Annotated in this window: 16 protein-coding genes; 10 read left to right on the top strand and 6 right to left on the bottom strand. The window is 71.0% G+C overall.

Annotation, left to right across the window (positions count from 1 at the left end):
• Positions 1-24 precede the first annotated feature (24 nt).
• The 6 genes from H3C53_07840 to H3C53_07815 are packed head-to-tail and all read left to right on the top strand — an operon-like array spanning position 25 to position 9462.
• Positions 25-906 carry a DUF59 domain-containing protein gene (locus tag H3C53_07840; protein ID MBW7916574.1) on the top strand — a complete coding sequence of 294 codons (882 nt, stop codon included), beginning with the start codon at positions 25-27 and terminating at the stop codon, positions 904-906.
• Entirely contained in the window at positions 903-4688 is a 3786-nt protein-coding gene (locus H3C53_07835) for a nitrate reductase subunit alpha (GenBank protein ID MBW7916573.1), read from the top strand. Before H3C53_07840 ends, H3C53_07835 begins: the two co-directional genes overlap by 4 nt.
• Before the next feature lie 4 nt (positions 4689-4692).
• A complete protein-coding gene (narH, locus tag H3C53_07830) occupies positions 4693-6237 on the top strand; it encodes a nitrate reductase subunit beta (GenBank protein MBW7916572.1) in 1545 nt (514 codons plus the stop codon).
• A complete protein-coding gene (locus tag H3C53_07825; GenBank protein ID MBW7916571.1) occupies positions 6237-6986 on the top strand; it encodes a molecular chaperone TorD family protein in 750 nt (249 codons plus the stop codon). Before narH ends, H3C53_07825 begins: the two co-directional genes overlap by 1 nt.
• The gene (locus H3C53_07820; protein MBW7916570.1) at positions 6983-8428 is read left to right on the top strand and encodes a respiratory nitrate reductase subunit gamma; all 1446 of its coding nucleotides are present in this window, start codon (positions 6983-6985) and stop codon (positions 8426-8428) included. The genes H3C53_07825 and H3C53_07820 overlap by 4 nt, the downstream gene beginning before the upstream one ends.
• Before the next feature lie 32 nt (positions 8429-8460).
• The gene (locus tag H3C53_07815; protein MBW7916569.1) at positions 8461-9462 is read left to right on the top strand and encodes a tellurite resistance/C4-dicarboxylate transporter family protein; all 1002 of its coding nucleotides are present in this window, start codon (positions 8461-8463) and stop codon (positions 9460-9462) included.
• 39 nt (positions 9463-9501) lie between these two features.
• Here the strand turns inward: H3C53_07815 and H3C53_07810 are convergent, their stop codons facing one another.
• Positions 9502-11688: a GAF domain-containing protein gene (locus H3C53_07810; protein MBW7916568.1), complete on the bottom strand. Its 2187-nt coding sequence runs from the start codon at positions 11686-11688 to the stop codon at positions 9502-9504.
• A gap of 115 nt (positions 11689-11803) precedes the next feature.
• On the opposite strand from H3C53_07810, the gene H3C53_07805 reads away from it, so the two are divergent.
• Positions 11804-13705 carry a nitroreductase family protein gene (locus H3C53_07805; GenBank protein MBW7916567.1) on the top strand — a complete coding sequence of 634 codons (1902 nt, stop codon included), beginning with the start codon at positions 11804-11806 and terminating at the stop codon, positions 13703-13705.
• Here H3C53_07805 and H3C53_07800 read toward each other — a convergent pair.
• The 4 genes from H3C53_07800 to H3C53_07785 form a co-directional block, all read right to left on the bottom strand.
• Positions 13664-14800, bottom strand: coding sequence for an ABC transporter ATP-binding protein (locus H3C53_07800; protein ID MBW7916566.1), 1137 nt, complete (start codon positions 14798-14800; stop codon positions 13664-13666). The two genes, H3C53_07805 and H3C53_07800, sit on opposite strands and share 42 nt — an antisense overlap.
• Positions 14797-15633 carry a molybdate ABC transporter permease subunit gene (gene modB / locus H3C53_07795; protein ID MBW7916565.1) on the bottom strand — a complete coding sequence of 279 codons (837 nt, stop codon included), beginning with the start codon at positions 15631-15633 and terminating at the stop codon, positions 14797-14799. Before modB ends, H3C53_07800 begins: the two co-directional genes overlap by 4 nt.
• Position 15634: 1 nt before the next feature.
• A complete protein-coding gene (gene modA / locus H3C53_07790) occupies positions 15635-16414 on the bottom strand; it encodes a molybdate ABC transporter substrate-binding protein (GenBank protein ID MBW7916564.1) in 780 nt (259 codons plus the stop codon).
• A 275-nt stretch (positions 16415-16689) separates the two neighbouring features.
• Positions 16690-17229 (bottom strand): DinB family protein, encoded by a 540-nt coding sequence (locus H3C53_07785; protein ID MBW7916563.1) that lies wholly within the window; start codon positions 17227-17229, stop codon positions 16690-16692.
• 121 nt (positions 17230-17350) lie between these two features.
• Here H3C53_07785 and H3C53_07780 point away from each other — a divergent pair, with 121 nt between their 5' ends.
• The 3 genes from H3C53_07780 (at position 17351) to H3C53_07770 (ending at position 18853) form a co-directional block, all read left to right on the top strand.
• Complete coding sequence (locus tag H3C53_07780) at positions 17351-17542, top strand: hypothetical protein (protein ID MBW7916562.1); 192 nt, start codon at positions 17351-17353, stop codon at positions 17540-17542.
• A 230-nt stretch (positions 17543-17772) separates the two neighbouring features.
• Positions 17773-18000, top strand: a complete 228-nt coding sequence (locus H3C53_07775; protein MBW7916561.1) for a CopG family transcriptional regulator — start codon at positions 17773-17775, stop codon at positions 17998-18000.
• Positions 18001-18373: 373 nt separating this feature from the next.
• Positions 18374-18853 carry a hypothetical protein gene (locus H3C53_07770; protein ID MBW7916560.1) on the top strand — a complete coding sequence of 160 codons (480 nt, stop codon included), beginning with the start codon at positions 18374-18376 and terminating at the stop codon, positions 18851-18853.
• Between the two features lie 52 nt (positions 18854-18905).
• Here the strand turns inward: H3C53_07770 and H3C53_07765 are convergent, their stop codons facing one another.
• On the bottom strand, positions 18906-20744 hold the full coding sequence (locus tag H3C53_07765) for a potassium transporter Kup (protein ID MBW7916559.1): 1839 nt from the start codon (positions 20742-20744) through the stop codon (positions 18906-18908).
• Between the last annotated feature and the right edge of the window lie 41 nt (positions 20745-20785).

Raw genomic sequence — 20785 nt, 5'->3', positions numbered from 1 at the left:
GCGGACGCGCCGGAAGGAGACAGGATGACCGGTACAACGCCGAACGAGGTCCGGGAGCTGCTGCGCAACGTCCCCTACCCGGGAACCTCACGCAACATCACCAGCGCCGGTTTCGTGAAGGAGATCGACGTCGAGGGATCGACGGTCACCGTCACCTTCACGCCGAACACCACGAACGCCGTCAAGGTCGGCGCCATGGAGGACGGCATCCGCGACGTGCTCTACGGTGCCGGCTTCGCGCTGGTCGTGGTGCAGACGGAGGCCCCGTACGACGACAAGTCGATGCTACTCGGGATCGGCAGCATGAACCCGCTGCAGGCCGAGATGCTCGAGGACGGGGTCGACCCGCAGCCTGACGTGCTCCTCGGCGACATCGGCCTCACCAGCAAGCGCCTGGGCCCCGACGGGCGGGTGCCCGGCCGGGTGTCGGGCGCACCGCGGCCCGGCTCCGAGGCCGCCGGGTCGAGCGCACCCGAGGTGCCGGACGAGCCGCTCGGCCCCCAGGAACCCGATTACACCGGCCCCCTTCCCGTCTTCCAGTGGGAGATCGACCCGGCCGACCCCGCGGCCGAGTCCGTGCAGCGCGCCGTGGTCCATGACGGTTGGGAGTTCCGCGTGTGGTGGCAGGTCCATAAGAGTGGCGAGCTCCTGTACACGTCGCTCCAAGCCCTGCGCGAGGACTGGGTCGACCACGCCGGCATCGCGCGGCGTCACCCGGTCGGCCGCACTGAGGCCGTCAACCTCGTGTTCGACCGCGGCCGCGGCGGCATCGTGGCCATCTACGGCACGGTCAGGGACTTCAGGCCCTTCGTCGAGGCGTTCCGGCTCGCCTACGAGGCGGAGTACCTCGCGGCGTCGGCGCGGCGCCCGGCCGTCGCCGCGAGCGCGGAGGGAGTGGCGCCATGACCGACCAGCAGCCGCCTGCGAGCGGCGCCAACGGTAGCGCGCGGCGGGCCTCCCGGTGGTTCCGCGTGCTCGACGAGCCGCGTGCCTGGGAGGACTTCTACCGCCGCCGCTGGTCGTACGACAAGACCGTCAGGACGAGCCACAGCGTGAACTGCTCCGGCTCGTGCTCGTGGGAGGTCTTCGTCAAGGACGGCATGATCACCTGGGAGCTCCAGAAGACGGACTGGCCCCAGATCAACGACCACACCCCCAACTACGAGCCGCGCGGTTGTCAGCGCGGCATCTCGTCCTCCTGGTACCCCTACAGCCCGGTGAGGCCCAAGTACCCCTACGTGCGGGGCGTGCTGCTCGACTTCTACCGAGCCGAACGGAAGGCGGGCAAGGGTCCGGTGGAGGCCTGGGCGGCCATCGTGGAGGACCCGGAGCGCTCCAAGGCGTACCAATCGGCCCGCGGCAAGGCCGGTTGGCGGCGCACCACCTGGGACGAGGCCACCGAGATCATCGCCGCGGCCAAGATCTACACCATCAAGGAGTACGGCGCCGATCACCTCGCGTCGTTCTCGCCCATCCCGGCGATGAGCATGGTCAGCTTCATCTCGGGCCAGCGACTCGCCAACCTGCTCGGCGGCACCATGCTGAGCTTCTACGAGTGGTACCACGACCTCCCCCACGTCATGCCCATGATCTGGGGCGACCAGACCGACGTTGGTGAATCGGCCGACTGGTACCAGAGCGCCTACTGGATCGTCATGGGCTCGAACCTCCCCATGACCCGCACCCCCGACGCGCACTTCGCCTCCGAGCACAAGTACAACGGCGGCAAGATAGTCAACCTCTCGCCCGACTACGCCGACATCACCAAGTTCGCCGACCTCTGGGTCCCCGTCAGGCCAGGCACGGACGCCGCCTACCTCCTCGCCTGCATCCACGTGATCCTGCAGGAGTTCCACCACGACCGGCGCTCCGACTACTTCAGGCAGTACGTGGGCCAGTACACGAACCTGCCGTTCCTCGTGAGGCTCGACGAGGAGGACGGGCACTACGTGGGCGGCCGGTTCCTCCGCGCCTCCGACCTGAGCGCCTACGCGGACGAGGAGAACGGCGACTGGAAGCTACCGCTCCTCGACGTGGACGGCAACGTGAGGTTGCCGGGCGGCTCGCTCGGCTTCAGGTGGGAGGAGAACACCACGGGCAGGTGGAACCTCAAGCAGGAAGACGCCGTCACCGGCGAGACGTTCGAACCGGCCCTGACCCTCATGGATGGCGACTGGGAGGAGGCCTCGGTCGCCATCGCCGACTTCACCCACACCTTCAACGTCGAGTTCGGCACCACCGAGGGCAAGGGCAAGCCGGCCGAGCAGCACCTGCGCGGCGTTCCCAGCCGCGTGATCCAGACGCGCGAGGGGCCCGTCCGCGTGACGACCGCCTACGACCTGCTGATGGCGCAGTTCGGCGTGCGCCGCGGCCTGTCGGGCGCCTACCCGGAGAACTACGACGACCCCACCCAGCCGTTCACGCCCGCCTGGCAGGAGCAGGAGACCGGCGTGGACCGCAAGCTGGTGCTGCGCGTCGCGCGTGAGTGGGCCGACACGGCCGAGAAGACCAAGGGCAAGTGCATGTTCATCACCGGCTCGGGGATCCTGCACTGGTTCCACGGCGGGTCGCTCATCTACCGCGCCGAGGCCGTCATGGGGATCCTGACCGGCTGCATGGGCCGCAACGGCGGCGGGTTCAACCACTACGTGGGCACCGAGAAGGTCAGGCCGTTCGCCGCGATCGGCACCTTGGGCGGCGCCGCCGACTGGGACGTGGCCTCGCGCCAGGCGAACTCCACCTCGTACTTCTACTTCCACACGGACCAGTGGCGCTACGACGGCATGACGCTCGAGCCGCTGTGGGCGCCGCGCGCCAAGGTCTACCCCAAGAAGGCGCGCCACCCGGCCGACCTCAACATGATGGCCGTGCGCAACGGCTGGCTGCCGTTCCAACCCCAGTTCGACAAGCGCAACCCCATGGACGTCCTGCGCGAGGCGCGGGAGGCGGGGTGCGAGACGGACGCGCAGGTGGCGAGCTGGGTGGCGCGGCAGTTCAAGGACCGCAAGCTCGAGTTCGCCCTGGCCGACGTGGACGCGCCGCCCAACCACCCCAAGGTCCTCTGGATCTACCGCGGCAACCTCATCGGCACCTCCATGCGGGGGCACGAGTACGCCCTCAAGCACCTGCTGGGAACGCACAACAACGTTCTCGGGTCCGACCGGTCGGAGGACCTGATCGACGAGATCGAGTGGCACGAGGGCGCCCCGCTCGGCAAGCTGGACCTCGTCTACAACGTCAACCTGCGCATGGACTCCTCGGCCAACTACTCCGACATCGTGTTGCCGACGGCTCACTGGTACGAGAAGTACGACCTGACCTGCACCGACCTCCACTCCTTCTTCCACCCCTTCACGCCCGCCCACGACCCGTCCTTCGAGTCGAAGCACGACTGGGAGGCCTTCAAGCTCGTGGCCGCCAAGGTCAGCGAGCTGGCCAAGACGTACCTGCCGGAACCCGTGGAGGACCTCGTCTTGACGGCGCTCGCCACCGACACGCCCGACGAGATGGCGCAGCCGATGGGCGAGCTGGTCGACTGGTACGCGGGCGACGGCGAGCCCGTGCCCGGCAAGACGTTCCCGAACGTCAAGGTGGTCAGGCGCGACTACACCAAGGTCCTCGACAGGTACACGACCCTCGGGCCCAAGGTCGTCGAGCCGGACGGCTACGGCGCCAAGGGCATCCAGACGGACCTCAAGGAGGTCGTGGAGGAGCTCAAGGAGAGCTACCTGGTGGGTGAGAAGGACGGCCTGCCGTCCCTCGAGGACGCGCGGCAGGTGGCCGAGGTCATCCTGCGCCTGTCGCCCGAGGCAGACGGCGAGCTCTCGTACCACATCTTCAAGGGCCTCGAGGAGCGCACGGGCGTGCCGCTCGCGCACCTCGTCGAGCCTGAGCGCGAGGTCCGCCACCACTACCCCGACCTCGTGTCGCAACCGCGCCGCTCCATCACCTCGCCGCACTGGTCGGCCATCGAGAGCGCGGGCAGGACCTACGCGCCCTGGACGATGAACGTCGAGGCCCTCAAGCCGTGGCACACGCTCTCCGGCCGCCAGGAGATCTACTTCGACCACCGCATGTTCCGCGAGCTGGGCGAGGACATGCCCACCTACAAGCCGCCCCTCGACATGGTGAAGATCGGCGACGTCTCGCCGATCGACATCCGCGAGCCGGGCGTGAAGGCCTTCAGGTACATAACCCCGCACGGCAAGTGGTCCATCCACAGCATGTTCTGGGACTCCTGGCACATGCTCAACATGTTCCGCGGCGGCCAGGTCATCTGGATCAACGACGACGACGCCAAGCAGATAGGCGTGGACGACAACGACTGGGTGGAGGTCTACAACGAGAACGGCATCAGCGTGGTGCGCGCCGTGGTGAGCGCCACCATCCCGCGCGACATGGCGATCTTCTACCACTCCTCGGAGCGCCACGTGAACGTGCCCTTCTCGTCGCTCGCGCGCGAACGCGGCGTCAGCGACCTGCGCGGCGGCAACAACAACGCCCCAACTCGCATCATGCTCAACCCGGCCACCATGGTCGGTGGCTACGCCAACTTCACCTACTGGCTCAACTACCAGGGCACGAGCCCGTCGGAGCGGGACCAGGTGGCCCTCATCCGCAAGAAGCCGCTCGAGGCCGGCGGCCGCAAGGTCATCTACCGCGAGGAACAGCTCGGAAGGAGCCTCTAGCGTCATGCGCGTGAAGCAACAGATGGCGATGGTGTTCAACCTCGACAAGTGCCTCGGCTGCAACACGTGCACCCTCGCGTGCAAGAACGTGTGGACCAACCGCGAGGGCGCCGAGTACATGTTCTGGAACAACGTCGAGACGAAGCCCGGGATCGGTTACCCCAAGCGCTGGGAGGACCAGGAGCACTACCGGGGCGGCTGGAAGCGCAACGAGGGCGGCGACCACCCCACCCTCAACCAGGCCTCGCGCTTCTGGCTCATGCTGAACCTCTTCTACAACCCCGTCCTGCCGCAGATGGACGAGTACTACGGCCAGGGCCCGTTCACGTTCACGTACGAGGACCTGCACTCGACCACGCCCACCAAGTACTCGCAGCCCGTCGCCAGGCCCAAGTCGCAGATCACGGGCCAGGAGGACATGGACATCACCTGGGGGGTCAACTGGGAGGACAACGCGGCCGGCCTGTACGAGGGCGGCACGGGCGCCGAGGACCCAAACCTCGAGAGCCTCTCGCCGGAGGTGCGCAGCGCCTACCTGAAGTTCCGCGACTCGTTCATGATGTACCTCCCGCGCATCTGCAACCATTGCCTCAACCCGGCCTGCGTGGGCTCGTGCCCGTCCGGCGCGGCTTACAAGCGCGAGGAGGACGGCGTGGTGCTGATCGACCAGGACCGCTGCCGCGCCTGGCGCTACTGCGTGTCGGGCTGCCCCTACAAGAAGACCTACTACAACTGGCGCACCGGCAAGTCGGAGAAGTGCATCCTCTGCTACCCCCGCCTCGAGACGGGCCAGCCCCCGGCGTGTTTCGTGGCGTGCCCGGGCCGCATCCGCTACATGGGCCCGATCCTCTACGACATGGACCGCGTCGCCGAGGTGGCCAACGCGCCCGACGAGGACCTCGTCCGTCTCCACCGCAGCCTGATCCTCGACCCGAACGACCCCGAGGTCATCCGGGCGGCGCGCGAGGCCGGCGTCAGCGACACCTGGCTGGAGGCGTGCCGCCGCTCGCCCGTATACAAGATGGTGGTCGACTGGGAGATCGCGCTGCCGCTCCACCCCGAGTTCCGCACGCTGCCGAGCCTCTTCTACATCCCGCCCGAGAGCCCGGTGGCGACGGCCGACTCGGCCGAGGGCCCCTACGACATGACCGGCGACGGCCAGCTCTTCCCGGGGCTCGACGAGTTCCGCATCCCCATGGAGTACCTCGCCAGCCTCCTGTCTGCCGGCAACGTGGAGGAGATCCGCAAGGCGCTCGCCAGGCAGCTCGCGGTGCGGCGCTTCCGGCGCTCCGAGCGGGTGGAGGGCGTGGCCGACGAGGGCGTTCTCGCGGTGGCGGGCCTCAGCCGCGAGGACGCCGTGCACATGCACCGGCTTCTGGCCCTCGCCCACTACCACGAGCGCTTCGTGGTGCCGACCAACCACACGGAGAAGACGGCCAGCACGCCCTACATCGAGCGCGGCTTCGCCGGCTTCGCGGAGTTCACCGCCGATAAGGGGCCCAAGCGGCGCACCACGTTCCACGGCGCGCAGGAAGGGGTCGAGCACTGATGGGCGCCCCCGCCCAGACGCCCGCCGGGACGGCTGGCGGCGCCAGCGCGCAGGCCACACCGGTCGCCGCGCCCACCCCCGCCCTCGCGCCCGGCAGCCGCGCCGCGGGCTACATGCTCGTCGCGGAGCTGTTCCTCTACCCGGAGGACCGCGACGAGGACGCCATCAGGGAGCTGCGCGCCGCGCTCGGTGACTCGGGGCCGGCCACCGGGTTGATCGATGCCTTCCTCGCAGCGCCCCGTGCCAGCGACGCTGACGAGTACCTGACGGTCCTCGAGCTGACGCCGCCGTGCCCCCTCTACCTGGGCGCCTACCTCTTCGAGGAACCGAACTCGTGCAGGGGCGCCGGCGTGTCGGACAGGAACGCGTACATGCTCGAGCTGAAGGCCACCTACCGGCACTTCGGCTTCGACGCCCTGCAGCGCGAGCTCCCCGACTTCCTGCCCCTCATGGCCGAGTTCCTGTCCCTCACGGAGAGCCTGCGCGCGCGTGACGGCATCGGGCTGCGCAGGCGCCTCCTCGAACAGCACGTGCTGCCGGCCCTGCCCAAGATGACCGAGGGCCTCTCGAAGTACGAGTCGCCGTACGTCGACCTGGCGCGCGCCCTCGAGGCGCTCGTCAGGGACGACCTGGCGGGCGCGACGGAACCGGCCTGGCAGCCGGCCCCCATCCCGGGGGACCTGCCGGTGTTCAAACCGGACGCCGAGCCGCTTCCAGGGCTGGGGGCGGCGGGGAGGGGCACGCCGTGAGCACGTTCCTGTGGGCCGTCTACCCGTACATCTGCGTCACGCTCTTCTTCGTCGTGCCCTTCATCAGGCTGCGCAAGCGCCCGTTCGAGTACACGACGCGCGCCAGCAGCATCTTCGCCCGCGCCTCCCTCGGGTGGGCCTCGCTCCTCATGCACTGGGGCATCGTCCTCCTCCTCGTGGGGCACGCCATCGGTATCGTCGGGGCGGTCCTCGGCCTCGGAAGCTGGGTCGTCGGCTTCTTCTGGATCGGGGCGCTGGGCGGCCTCATGGCGCTCGCGGGTTCCGTCACCGCACTCGTGAGGCGCATCGCCGTCCCGAACGTACGCGCCATGAGCCAGCACGACGACTACGGCGTGCACGTCTTCCTCATCGTCATCATCGGCCTCGCGCTGTACCAGGCCCTTGCCCGCTGGATCTGGGGCGCCTCCTTCAACGCTGGGCTATGGCTCGCCAGCGTCTTCCGCTTCCAGCCGCAGCCCGAGCTCATGGAGGGCGCTCCCATCTACACGCAGCTGCACGTGTTCTTCGCCCTGACGCTCTTCGCGTACTTCCCCTTCACGAAGCTGGTGCACGCGTGGACCTTGCCCGTCAACTACATGGTGCGCCCCTACGTGTCGATGCGCACGCCCAAGCGCAAGTTCCAACGGCGCTTCGAGTGGAAGCTCAGGACCGACACGTCCATGCTCATGTACTCGGTCACGACCGCCTTGCTGCTCCTGTTGGCCACCGGCTTCCTGCTCCGCACCCCCGCCCTGCCGCGGCTGGCCATGAGCGTGGGCGCCGAGGCCGCGGCCATGCAGCCAGAGCCGTCGGTGACGGACCTGCCTGGCTACCACCTCTACCTCGGCTCGTGCGCGAGGTGTCACGGCCCGAACGGCGACGCAGACGTGCTGAGCAAGGACTCCCACAGTTTCGCCGTGCCCCCGCGCAACCTCACGCAGGGCGCCTTCCGCTTCGTGAGCACCCAGAACGGCGTGGCTTCTGACGCGGACCTGGCCCACGTGATACGGCACGGCCTCCCGGTCGCCGGCATGCCGGGCTTCGGGTTCCTGAGCGCCGCCCAAGTGAACAGCATCGTCCAGGTGATCGACTACATGTGGGTCGGCAGGCCGGTCGCCGGACCACCGGTCGACCCGGGCCCGACGCCGGCCTTCACGACGGCGCTCGTGAGTCAGGGCGAGCAGATGTACGCCACCATGTGCAGCGCGTGCCACGGTGAGGCCGGCCGGGGCGACGGCCCGGCGGCGGCCACCCTGGCCGTGAGGCCGGCGAACCTGGCCGCGGGCAGGATCAAGGCGGGCAGCGACCCGGTGCAGCTCTATTACCGCATAGCGACCGGCATCAAGGGCGATACGGGCCAGGCGATGCCCGCCTTCGGCGCGCTGCCGCCTGACCAGATCTGGTCGATAGTCGCGTTCCTCGAGCGGGAGGTCATCCCGTAAGGAACCTCCCGCCCTCGTCGTTCGCGACGGTGATGGCGACCGCCGCGCTCAGCGTGGCCGCCCACGCGCAGGGCGCGGCGCGCCTGGCCGCGCTCCTCGGCTGGCTGAACGTGGGCATGTACGCGGTACTACTGGCCTTGCTGGTGTGGCGCGTCGCGCGCTACCCGCGCGACGTGATGGCCGACCTGAGCGATCACCTGAAGAGCCCCGGCTTCTTCACGTTGGTGGCCGGCACCTGCACGCTCGGGAGCCAGCTCCTCGTCGAGGGCGGTCCGGCAGGCGTGGCGTGGCTGCTCTGGGCCGTGGGGATCACGACGTGGGCCGCCGTCATGTACACGGTCTTCACCGCGCTGACGATCAAGGACGGGAAGCCGCCGCTGGAGGAGGGCCTCTCGGGAGCGTGGCTCCTCGCGGTCGTGGCCACCCAGTCCGTCTCGGTGCTGAGCGCCCTCCTGGCGCCGCGCTTGGGGCCGGCCGCCAGGCTCGGGTTCGAGTTCCTCGCGCTGTCGCTCCTGCTGTTCGGCGGGATGCTCTACGTCTGGATGATCTCGCTGATCTTCTACCGCTACACGTTCCTGCCGCTCGCGCCCAGCGACCTCTCGCCGCCCTACTGGATCAACATGGGCGCCATGGCCATCTCCACGCTGGCCGGCGCGACCCTGCTGCTCACCAGCGGTGGGGCGTCGCCGCTGCTCGGGCCGCTGCACGCGTTCGTTGCCGGCGTGACCGTCCTGTTCTGGGCAACGGGCACCTGGTGGATCCCCATGCTGCTCACGCTGGGCGCCTGGCGCCACGTGGCCAGGCGGTTCCCCTGGCGCTACGACGTCAGCTACTGGGGCGCCGTCTTCCCGCTCGCCATGTACACGCTGGCGACGTCGCGCCTCAGCCAGGCGCTCGACCTCGAGTTCCTTCGCGTCGTGCCGCGGGTGGGCCTCGTGGTGGCGTCGGCCGCCTGGGTCGTCGTGTTCATCGGCATGGCGCGGGCCGTGCTCGCCGCGGGCGTGCGGCAGGCCGCGGGCGCCCGCCCGGCCTGAGCCGTGATGGGGAGCACGCGCCTCGCGGCGCGGCGACGCTCAACCGGGCCCGGGCAGTTCGCGGATCCGGTCGGCGAGCCTGACGGTCTCGGGCAACGGCCCCACGCCGAGCTCGCGCGCGAGGAGTTCCTCGCAGAGGATGAACTGGTGCAGCGCCTCGTCGCGCCTCCCGCCCGCCCACAGCGCGTGCATGAGGTCGCGGTGGAGCGCCTCCCGCAGCGGGTCGAGCCTGAGGGCCAGGCGCAGGTGGCGCACGGCGCGCTCCCAACCAGACCGGGCGCCGAGCAGCCCGGCGAGGAGGCCCGCCACCTCGAGGCACGTCTCTCGCAGCGTCTCGCGTTCCTGCCAACACCAGTCGGCGTAGGGTTCGTCCTCCATGAAGTCGCCCCGGTACAGCGCCACCGCGGCCTCACCGGCGGCTATCGCCTCCTCGGCCCTACCGGCCGACCGCGCCCGCACGGCCGCCGCGGCCAAGGTCCGGAACTCCGCCTTGTCTATCCAGGCGCCGGAGCCCACGAAGGCGTAGCCGTCACCCTCCGTGACGACGAGCGCGGCGCCCGACGCGGGCGCGGATTCCTCTGCTTCGAGGAGCTTGCGCAGCACGTGCACCAGCACGTGAAGCTGGCTCGTCTTGGTGGCCGGGTTCGCGCCCGGCCACAGCGCCTCGATGAGCGCGTCGCCGGCGACGGTCCTCCCGTGGTTCGCGATGAGGACCTTGAGGAGCGTGAGGGCCTTGCGCCTCCCGAAGTCTTGGGGGAGGAGGGCGGCGCCGTCGAGCCAGACCCGGAACGGCCCGAAGCACCTGACGTGCACGCGTGGCGCACCTTGCGCGACGCCGGCACCGAGGGTGGCTCCGGGCTGCTGAGAGCCGCCGCCCACGAGCGCAGGCGCGGGCTCGCCCTTCTCGGGGTGACCGGGGTGACCCACGCGCTTGGCGGCCCTAACCTGCGCCGCGAGGCGCCCGGCCGCGACGGCCAACGTCTCGACCTTCACCAGGTCCTTGCTCGGCAGCGGGACGGCGTGCCGTTGCCAGAGGCTCACGACGCCTATGGGCGCGCCGGCCTCCTCGAGCGGCACGCACATGCGGTGACCGGCGGACGCGCGCCCCGCTCGGCACTGCGTTGGCCACGAGGCGGGCCGGCCGCAGCGCAGGACGCCGTGACCCTCGCCGAGCACGGGACAGTCGGTGAGCCGGCCGGTGCGAAGCGGCAGACAGGCCGGCGCCTCGGCGCCGAGGTTGGCCCCGCCACCGGGCGGGCTTCCCTGGTCGACGGGAAGCAGACGCACCTCGCCCGCGTCGGCGTCGGCGGCGGCGATCATCTGCTCGAGCAGCAGCACGAGCGCCTCGCCGGGTGCCGTGTTGGCCGGGACGTTGGCGGTGGCGGCGAGCTGTTGGCTGAAAGCGGCCTGCACCGCCGTCCCGATCGGGGCGCCGACGAGGCGGAGGAAGGCCTCGGCGTGTTCGAGCGCGGCCGGGTCCGCCGCGCGGGAGGCGACGCCGATGGACCCGACCACCTTGCCGGCGTGGTGGAGGGGAGCGCACGCGTAGGCCGTGAAGCCGGCCTCCTTGACGCGTTCGCGCAGGTAGCGGTCGTCGTCCTGCAACGACCTGCTGAAGAGCGGGGCACCGCTCGCCAGCACGCGGCCGGGGAAGCCCTCGCCCAGGCCGAAGCGCAGCTCCTCGGTGAACGCCTGCCTGAAGGTGCCGGCGTGGCAGGTCAGGACCAAGCCTCGGCCGCTCGGTTCGGTGAGGAAGAGCTCGGCCACGTCGGCGCCCGTTGCCTCGCGGACGAGCTCGAGGGCGTGCTGGAGCCCGTCTTCGACCGGAGAGCCGGCGAGCGCGCTCATGACGGTGGCGAGTGCGGCCAGGTCGTCGGTCATGCTCCCCGGCCCGGGAGCGACCGACCGCTGGTCGCCGCCCCTGCTGCCCCGCGGCGTGAGCGAGACGACCGCGCCGCCCGCCTCCTCCGGCAGGGCGGTCAGTCGGCAGGCGAGACGCTCGGGCCGGCCGTGCGCTGGCACGTGCAGGTCCACCGCCGCGCGGAGCTTGCCGCCCCGCAGCGCCGCCAGACCCGGGCAACCCGGCCCACACACGGGGGAGCCGGCCCGGTCGCCGCCCCGCACGACCTCGTAGCAGAGCCGCCCGAGCGCCCTCTCCCGCGGGAAGCAGAGGAGGACCTCGGCGCCGTGGTCGAACTCCACGATGCGCTGGTCTGCGTCTACCACGAGGCGTGCCGCAGGAGCTCTGGCTGGCACTCCGTCCTCCGCTGCGCCCCCGAGAGCGAACCGCGGGCGCCGAAAGCGTTCCGGTGGCGCCCGGTTCCGGGAAGAAGGGATGTAGATGCGAGATCGAGCTGATATGGCCGTTGGCGCCGGTGCCCGAACGTTAGCACGGGCGCCGGCCACGCACGTCGGACCCGACCGCGCGCTCGAGCTGGTGCTGGCCGCAGCCGGTCGGCTGGGTGTGAGGAGCGTGGCGACCGCGTCGGCCGTCGGCTCCGTGCTAGCGGAGGACGTCGTCAGCGACCGCGCCTACCCGCCGTTCGACCGCGCGATGATGGACGGCTTCGCGGTGACCGTCGCCGACGCGGGCAGGCGCGTTCCCGTCGTCGGCGAGGTGGCGGCCGGCGCGCGCGCCGCGGGGGCGCTCGAAGGGGGCACCGCCGTGGCGGTGATGACCGGGGCCCCGTGCCCCGCCGGGACGCAGGCGGTCGTGCCCGTGGAGGAGGCGTCGGCGGCCGAGGACGGCATGACCGTGCCCGCCGGCGTGGTCGCCGGGCAGAACATCGCCGGTGCCGGCTCCGAACGACACGCCGGGGCCGTGGTGCTCCGGGCCGGGGTCGAGATCACTCCGTTGCGGCTCGCCGTGCTGGAGAGCGTCGGCGCACGGCGCGTGCTCGTCAACCGGGCGCCGTCCCTCGCGGTCATCACGACCGGGGACGAGGTCGTGCCCTCGGGCGCGGAACCGGGTCCGACGGAGATCAGGGGCTCCAACGGCCCGATGATCCTCGCCATGGCCCGCGCCGCCGGCGTGGTGACCGCCGTTCACGAACACGTGAGGGACGACCGCCTCGCCATAGTGGGCGCCCTCGTGGCGGCCGGCGACCACGACGTCGTGGTGCTGTCCGGCGGCGTCTCGGCCGGCCGCTACGACCTCGTGCCGGGCGCGCTGGCCGCTTGGGGCGCCGAAGTCGTGTTCCACAAGGTCGAGCAGAAGCCCGGCCATCCCCTCCTCTTCGCCACCAGGGGCAACCAGCTGGTCTTCGGGTTGCCGGGCAACCCCATGGCCAGCCACCTCGGCTTCCACAGGTACGTGCGCGCCGCCATCCGCGGCATGGTGGGGCTCGATCCGGCGCCGGCGGGCGACACGGGCCGGCTAGCGGAGGAGTTCCGCGTGGGCGGGAGGCGCACCCTGTTCCAACCTTGCCTGGTGGCGCGGGACGAGTCGGGCTGGGCCGTCACCCCGGTCCGCACCAAGGGGAGCGCCGACCTGTTCGGGGCCGCCGTGGCGAACGCCCTCGTAAGGCTCGAGCCGGGGGAGGAACCCCACAGGGCCGGGACGCGAGTCCGCTTCGAGTGGCTGGCGGAGCCGGTCGGCATCGGTGCCGGGCCGGCGGTTCCCGCGCCAGTGGTGGCCGGGCCCGAGGCCTCCGAGCCGACGGCGCCTTCTACCGACCCGCATGGCGACGTTCTCGCTGCCATCACGGAGCGCCGCGCCTGGCGGGCGCTGGCCGACACGCCCGTGCCGGTGCCCCTCCTCGTGCGGGCCCTCGAGGCCGCGCGCTGGGCGCCCTCGGCGGGCAACGGGCAGCCGTGGCGGTTCGTGGTGGCGGTAAGGGGCACCGGGCCGTTCGAACGCCTCGCCGCCACGCTCACGCCGGGCAACGCCTGGGCGAAGGCCGCCAGGTACCTGATCGTCGTGGCCGTCAGGACCTGGCACGAACACCCGACCAAGCCGCCGAAGCCCAACCGGCTGGCTCTCCTCGAGGCGGGCCTCGCGCTCGGCAACCTCGTCACCCAGGCCACGCAGGACGGGCTCGTGGCGCACCCCTTCGACGGCTTCGACAACGCCGGTGCGCGCGCGGCCGTGGGCGTTCCCGAGGGGTTCGAGGTCACGGTCATGGTCGCCATCGGGATCCGGGGCGATCCCGCTCTGCTCGACGAGAGGACGCGGGCCAAGGACGCCAGGCCCCGCGAACGCCTACCCCTCTCCGAGGTGGCCTTCTTCGACGAGTGGCCATAGGGCGTCGGTGTCGGCCGCTAGCAGCACGCGCTCACCGGGCGTCGGCGTCCAATCCGCGTCGAGCCCGGCGCCGTGCGGACCCAGGTACTTGGAGACGAGCCGCGTGCCGTCGGGTCCGCGCGCGAGGAGGAGCCAGTAGAGCCCCTCGCGCTCGAGACGCTCGACCGTCGCCTCGAACGCCTGCTGGTTGGGCGGCGGTCCGGCCCGGCCCTCGGCCGCGCCGTTCCCGGCCGGCCCGAGGACGCGTAGCGCCTCCGGCCTCAGGCCCAGGGTGACGGTGGCGCCGGCGCGCACGCCGGTGCGGGCCGCGGCTGCCATGGGGCTCGTGCCCCACCGCACGAGCACCGAGCGGTCCGTGGCCTCGAGGACGGGGCCCGTCAGTCGGTTCGTCATGCCGACCAGGTCGGCCACCCCGGCCGTGGCCGGCCTGCGCAGCACGTCGTCCGCCGTCCCCACCTGGATGGCGGCGCCCCGCTCCAGCACCACGATCTCGTCGGCCAAGCGCGTGGCCTCCTCCATGTCGTGCGTAACGAGCACCACGGGCGTGGCAAGCTCGGTCAGGAGCTCGGCGAGGGACGCGCGAAGGCCGCGCCTCACGTGGTCGTCGAGCGCCGAGAACGGCTCGTCGAGCAGCAAGAGGCGTGGCTCCGCGCCGAGCGCTCGAGCCACCGCCACGCGTTGCCGCTCCCCGCCGGACAGCTCGTGCGGCCTCCTGTGGGCCGCGTTCTCCAGGTCGACGAGGCGGAGTAGCTCACGCACGCGCTCCCGCTTCGGCCCGCGGACGCCGTAACCGACGTTGGCGGCGGCGCTCATGTGAGGGAACAGGTCGTACGCCTGCGGGACGTAACCGACGCGCCGGGCCGCGGGGGTCACGTCGACGCGCGCGGCGCGGTCGAAGAACGTCTCGCCCAGGACCCTCACGTACCCCGAATCGGGCCGCCGGAGCCCGGCCAACACCTCGAGGAGGAGCGTCTTGCCGGAGCCCGATCTCCCGAACAGGGCGGTGCGGCGGCTCCGGCTCCGCAACCGCACGCGCGCCGCGAACCCCGGTAGGGACAGCTCCAAACCCAGGTCGAGAACCGCCGGGTCGCTCACGGCGCCCTCCCGGCTTCCACGGGGCGGCGCAGCGCGGCCCGGAAGACGATCAGGATGACGAACGCGGTGCCGGCCAGGAGCGCCGCCAGCGTGGTGGCGCTGTCAAGGTCGCGCTCCAGGGCCGCGTAGATGGCGAGGGGCAGGGTGCGCGTGCGCCCCGCGAGGCTGCCCGCGAAGACGATGGTGGCGCCGAACTCGCCCAGCGCGCGGGCCCACGCCATGACCGCGCCCTCCACGAGGTGGGGGAGAGCGAGGGGGAAGGTCACGCGCCAGAACGTCTCGGCGCGACCCTTGCCGAGGGTCAGCGACACGGCCTCCAGCCGTTCGGGCACGGCGCGGAAGCCCGCCTTGAGCGCGCGGACGTAGTACGGGCTCGCCACGAAGAGCTGCGCGAGCACGACGGCGGCGGTGGTGAACGGCAGCCGCACACCGAGCTGCCGGAGCGGGGCGCCGAGCCAGCCGGAACTGCCGAACACGAGCAGGAGCCCGACGCCCGCCACCACCGGCGGCAGGACGATGGGGAGGTCGACGACCGCGTCGAACAGCCGCAGGCCGCGGAACCGGCCGCGCGCCAGCACCAACGCGGTGGGAGTGCCCAGCAAGACGGTGAGACCCAGCGAGATGGAGGTCGTGAGGAGGCTCAGGCGGAGCGCCTCCATGCCTCCAGGGCTCAGGAAGCGGGCGAGGGTGCCCGGTCCCAGCGCCCGCGTGACTATGGCGAGGACCGGCAGCAGCACAAGCGCGCCGAAGACGATGGTCGCGGCCACCACCAGCGGACTGAACGGACGACCGGCCAGGGTCGCGCTGGGTCTCCGCCGGGGTCCGCGCGGCATGTCAGGGCGCCGCGAAGCCGCGGGCGGTCAGCGCCGCCTCGCCCTGCGGCGAGAGCACGAGCGCCACGAACTCCTCGGCGAGCGCCGAACGAGCCGCGTCACCGGTGGCGAGCGCCGCCAGTAGGTACTCCGTGCGCATCTCGGGCAGGCCGGCCGTTGGCAGCACGCGCACGCCCGCCAGGACGCGGACGTCGGTGGCGTACACGATGGCCGCGTCCGCCTCACCGAGCTCGACCTTGGCGGCCACCTGGCGCACGTTGGTCTCTTCCGAGACCAGGTTGGCGAGCGCCTTCGCAGCGAAGCCGACACCGAAGATGGGATCGAGAGCACCGAGCCACTCGCGGGCGTAGCGACCCGCCGGGACCTCCGGTCCGGCCAGCACGAGCCGCACGCCGGGCGCGGCCAGGTCGGCCAGGTCCGTCAAGCTCGACCCGGCCGGCGTGATGGCCACGAGGACGTTTGCCGCGAACACCCTGGGAGCCCCCGAGACCAAGCCGGCGCCTTCCACGCGCGCCATCTGGAGGCTGTCGGCGCTGGCGAGAACGTCGACCGGAGCGCCGTTCAGCACCTGCGTGGCGAGCGTGCTCGAGCCACCGAGGTTGAGCTCGACCCGCACTCCCGGGTGTAGGCGCTCGAACTCCGCCGCCAGCTCCTCGAACGCCTCGGTGAGGCTCGAGGCGGCCGAGACGATCATGGTGGACGTCACGGGTCCCGGTCCGGCGGGGTCGTTGGGCGCGGCGGCATGCACCGGTGGCGCCAGGAAGGCCGGTGCCAACAGCACGGCCGCCAGGACGCCGAACCAGGTCGGTCGATGGCTTCGCGCGAGGACGGTGGTTCGGCGACGCGCCGTCTTCCTGGCGCGACTCGCTGCGACCGTCGGCTTCTCCCTCACCTTCCCCATCCTTCCGAACCACGTCGAGTGGCTTGGCGCCAGGGGCCGCGGCTCCGTTGTCTCGCTTGCTTCGGTAGCTCCAGAGTACAGCCGTACGCCGTGATCATCTTGCCTGGCTCCACGCCCATGGGTGCGGTCCGAGCGGTTCCGCGCGTCCCGCCGACCTACCGCCCCTTCCGTGGCAGCCAGTACTCCTCGTGCTCCTCCGCGTAGACGACGGGCGGGGTGCGGCCCAGCAGGCGGGCGACCGCGTAGAGCTGCCCGCGGTGGTGTAGCTCGTCTTGGTACGCGTGGTGCAGGAGCAACCACCCCCGCATGCCCTCGTGCCACGGGTTGTCATCGGCGATCCGCTCGAGCCGGTCCGGCGCCGCGCTCCCGGCCCAGGCCGCCATCTTCGCCTGCGCTTCCACCAACCAGGACTCCAGCGTCGTCGCGGAGTCACACGCGGCCGCGCGGTGCGCGTCCCAATCCGCATCGGGCTCGCCCGGCAGCGGGTCCCATCTCCCCAACAGCACGCCCCTGGCGACGAAGTACTGGTGCGCGCCGACGTGGTGGAAGAGCTCGGCTACGGTGCGCCACTCGGGCACGAGGCGATACCCGAGGTCCTCAGGACCGAAACACCGCAGCGTCTCGATGGTCACGTAGCGGACGCCGCCCCAGTGATCGAGGAAGCGGTCGAAGGTCACGTACGGGGCGCTGCCCATGGATCGATGGTAGCAACCCCCGTCGCTCGGCGCGGGCGTCAGCGCCGGCCAACTGTGGCGGGCCCTCCCTGGTGCGGCATGAGCCACTTCCTGCGGCGCGCGCGGGGTCTACCATCCGCACGTGAAACAGCTTTTCGCCCTGCTCGGCGTGCTCCTGGCGCTCTACGCGGTGTCGTGCGTGGTAACGGGCAGCGTCGTCGTCAAGTGGGGGCCGGGTGCGCGACGGTTCCGGCGAGAGGAGGACCCGCGGCGGTTCTGGGCCGGCGTGGGCGTGTACGCGCTCTTGGCGCTGGCGCTCGTCCTGGTCTTCTGAGGTTCGAAGTGGAGCCGGCGCTGCCCTGAGCAAGCAACCCGGGCGTTCCGTCCCGATGGCGCTAGGTCGCAGTCGGCAGTCTGTATGGGGTTGGCGGTCGCGGAGTGTCACGTCTGCACCAGGTGCGCCCAGCTGCGACGAAGGGCTGCTGATTGGGAGCACCGATTACGGTGCCACACGCACCTTCGGGCTTTGCTTCATGCGAGGTGGTCAAGATGTAACACCGGAACCTGACACTGAGGCTCGATGCGGACCTCTACAAGAACGTGAAGGTGATCGCCGCGCAGCGCGACAGCTCGATCTCTGCGTTGGTATCGAGCAAACTGGTCGAGCTGGTCGAAGAGGAAACGGGCTACGCCAAGGCCCGTTCGCGAGCGTTGGAGTACCTAGAGGTCGGCTTCGATCTCGGTACCGGCGGGCGCATCGACTGGACCCGCGACGACCTCCATGACTGCTAGGGCCTTCGTTGACACCGATGTCCTCGTCTACGCCCACGACAGCACGGCGGGCGAGAAACGTGACGTGGCCCGCCACTTGGTGGAGGGCCTGTGGCAGGCCGGGCTCGGCTGTGTGAGTGTTCAGGTTCTGCAGGAACTCTACGTCGCACTCTCTAGGAAGGTAGAGTCGGAGTCGCCAGAGATAGTACGTGCCCTGGTCGACAGTTGCAGGCGGTGGCCGATACACTCGCCCGACGGAACCGACGTCCTGGCGGCGATAGACCTCCACCAGGCCCAGCGACCGCCCCACATAGCGGGCTCCGGTTCCACTCGCTTGGGCTGCCCCAAGACTCACTCCCCAACCTGTACGCTGGCCTCAAGCGAGGAGGTCGCCATGACACCAGCTCAACGTGGCACGTACCGCCGGACCCGGCGCGCCGCTCGACTGCTGAGCGTGGCGGTGGCAGGGCTGCTGCTACTGACTAGCTGCGGGCTCGGGAAGAAGCAGCAGGTCGGCAACTTCGACTACTCGGGCACCTGGCGCGGGACCGTGACGGACGAGGCGAACGGCGCGGGCAGCCTGCTGGTAACCCTCCAGCAGGCCGAGTACGCGCTCGCCGGCACGTGGCTTGCCGTCGTTGGTGGCGACGCTGCGCGGCAGGAGGGCGGCACGTGGACGGGCCAGCTGTTCGTGGGCAAGGAGAGCGACCTGCTCGACGTCACCCTGACCCCGGCCGTGGCGGGCGGTTGCTCCTACCGGCTGATGTTGGCGCGGTCGCAGGAGTCGATGAGCGGAAGCTACGAGCCGGTCGGTGGCTCGCCGGCGTGCGGCAACCTCAGCCGCGGCACCGTGTCCCTCACCAAGCAGAAGTAGGCGCGGGCTCGGATCCCCATCGCCGGACGCCGCGCCGGCTCGAGCGTGCGCCTCACAGCTCCACCTGCGAGCCGATCTCGACCACCCGGTCGCTTGGGATGTCGAAGAACGCGGTCGCCGACTGCGCGTTGCGCGCCAGGAACGCGAAGAGCGCCTCGCGCCATAGCGCCATGCCCCGGTTCTTCGTGGGCAGGAGGGTCTCGCGGCCGAGGAAGTAGGTCGCGGCGCGCGGGTCGAACCGTCCGCCGTCGAGTTCCAGGTTCGTCAGTTCGTGAGGGACGTGCGGGTTCTGCATGAACCCGAAGTGGAGGACAACCTGGTGGACGCCGTGGCCGAGCGCCGTCACCTCGCGCCGCTCCTTGCGCGGCAACCGGGGCAGCTCCTCCGTCTCGACCGCCACGAGGAGGACCCGCTCGTGCAGCACCTTGTTGTGCTCGAGGTTGTGGAGGAGGGCGGGCGGGGCGAAGAAGGGGTTGCCGGACATGTAGATGCCGGTCCCGGGCACGCGGTGCGGCGGGTCCGTGGCGAGCCGCTCGATCAACGCGGCGGCGGGGACGCGCTTGTCGGCCAGGCGCTGCGCCACGATCTGCCGGCCCCGGCGCCAGGTGGTCATGACCGTGAAGATCGCGGCCGCGACGACGAGGGGGACCCAGCCGCCGGCGGGGACCTTGAGCAGGTTGGCGCCGAAGAACGCCAGGTCGATCAGCAGGAACAGCCCGACGATGGGGACGGCCAAGCGGCGCGGCCACCCGAAGCGCTCGCGGGCCACGACGTAGAAGAGGGCGGTGGTGATGAGCATGGTCGCCGTGACGGCCACGCCGTAGGCGGCCGCCAGGTTGCTGGAGGAGCGGAACGCCAGCACCAGCGCGATGCAGGCGAGCATCAGCGCCCAGTTGACGGTGGGGGAGTAGACCTGCCCCCGCTCGTCGGCCGACGTGTGCCTGATGTCGAGGCGTGGGCTATAACCAAGCTGCACCGACTGCATGGCGAGGGAGAAGGCGCCGGAGATGAGGGACTGGGAGGCTATCACCGCCGCCAGGGTGGCCACGACGACCAGGGGGTAGAGCGCCCACCCGGGCGCCAGCCGGTAGAAGGGGTTGCCGGCCGCGCTCGGGTCGGCGAGCATCAGGGCGCCCTGCCCGAAGTAGTTGAGCAGCACCGCCGGCAACACGACCGCGTACCAGGCGAGGCGGATGGAGCGCTTGCCGAAGTGGCCCATGTCGGCGTACAGCGCCTCGGCGCCCGTGAGGACCAGGACCACCGAGCCGAGGACCAAGAACCCGGCCCAACCGTTGTGGACGAAGAAGGCGACTCCGTGAACGGGGTTGAGGGCGGCCAGCACGCCCGGTTCGCGCGCGACCTGGTTGACGCCCAGGACCGCCAGCGTGAGGAACCAGACGAGCATGACGGGGCCGAAGATCCTCCCCACCCCGCCGGAGCCGAGGCGCTGCATGGCGAAGATGGCGACGAGGATGGCGACGGTGAGGGGCACGACGTACGGGTCGAACACGCTCGTGGCGACGCTCAGGCCCTCCACGGCCGAGAGGACGGTGATGGCGGGGGTGATCATGCCGTCGCCATACAGCAGCGCCGCGCCGAACAGCCCCAGCATGATCAGGAACCAGCGCCCGCCGCCGCGGCGGGCGTTCACGGGGGTGACGAGCGCCGTGAGGATGAGGATGCCGCCCTCGCCGTGGTTGTCGGCGCGCATGACGAAGGTGAGGTACTTGACCGACACCACGACGATCAGCGACCAAGCGATGAGTGACAGCACGCCCAGCACGTTGGCCTGGTCGGCGGCAAGTGCGTGCCCGTGGAACGACTCGCGGAACGCGTATAGGGGACTGGTGCCGAGGTCGCCGTAGACGACGCCGAGCGCGCCGAGCGACAAGAGGGCGAGGTAGCGTCCGCCGGCGTCGCGCGTTCCCGGCG

This window comes from Trueperaceae bacterium, from assembly GCA_019454765.1.
Taxonomy (GTDB): domain Bacteria; phylum Deinococcota; class Deinococci; order Deinococcales; family Trueperaceae; genus JAAYYF01.
This window is presented reverse-complemented; position numbering and strand designations above follow the sequence as displayed.

Bases quoted from the DNA above. Each gene is read 5' to 3' on its own strand.
- H3C53_07840 (MBW7916574.1), top strand. From the start codon at position 25: ATGACCGGTACAACGCCGAACGAGGTCCGGGAGCTGCTGCGCAACGTC.
- H3C53_07835 (MBW7916573.1), top strand. From the start codon at position 903: ATGACCGACCAGCAGCCGCCTGCGAGCGGCGCCAACGGTAGCGCGCGG.
- narH (MBW7916572.1), top strand. From the start codon at position 4,693: ATGCGCGTGAAGCAACAGATGGCGATGGTGTTCAACCTCGACAAGTGC.
- H3C53_07825 (MBW7916571.1), top strand. From the start codon at position 6,237: ATGGGCGCCCCCGCCCAGACGCCCGCCGGGACGGCTGGCGGCGCCAGC.
- H3C53_07815 (MBW7916569.1), top strand. From the start codon at position 8,461: ATGGCGACCGCCGCGCTCAGCGTGGCCGCCCACGCGCAGGGCGCGGCG.
- H3C53_07805 (MBW7916567.1), top strand. From the start codon at position 11,804: ATGCGAGATCGAGCTGATATGGCCGTTGGCGCCGGTGCCCGAACGTTA.
- modB (MBW7916565.1), bottom strand. From the start codon at position 15,633: ATGCCGCGCGGACCCCGGCGGAGACCCAGCGCGACCCTGGCCGGTCGT.
- H3C53_07785 (MBW7916563.1), bottom strand. From the start codon at position 17,229: ATGGGCAGCGCCCCGTACGTGACCTTCGACCGCTTCCTCGATCACTGG.
- H3C53_07770 (MBW7916560.1), top strand. From the start codon at position 18,374: ATGACACCAGCTCAACGTGGCACGTACCGCCGGACCCGGCGCGCCGCT.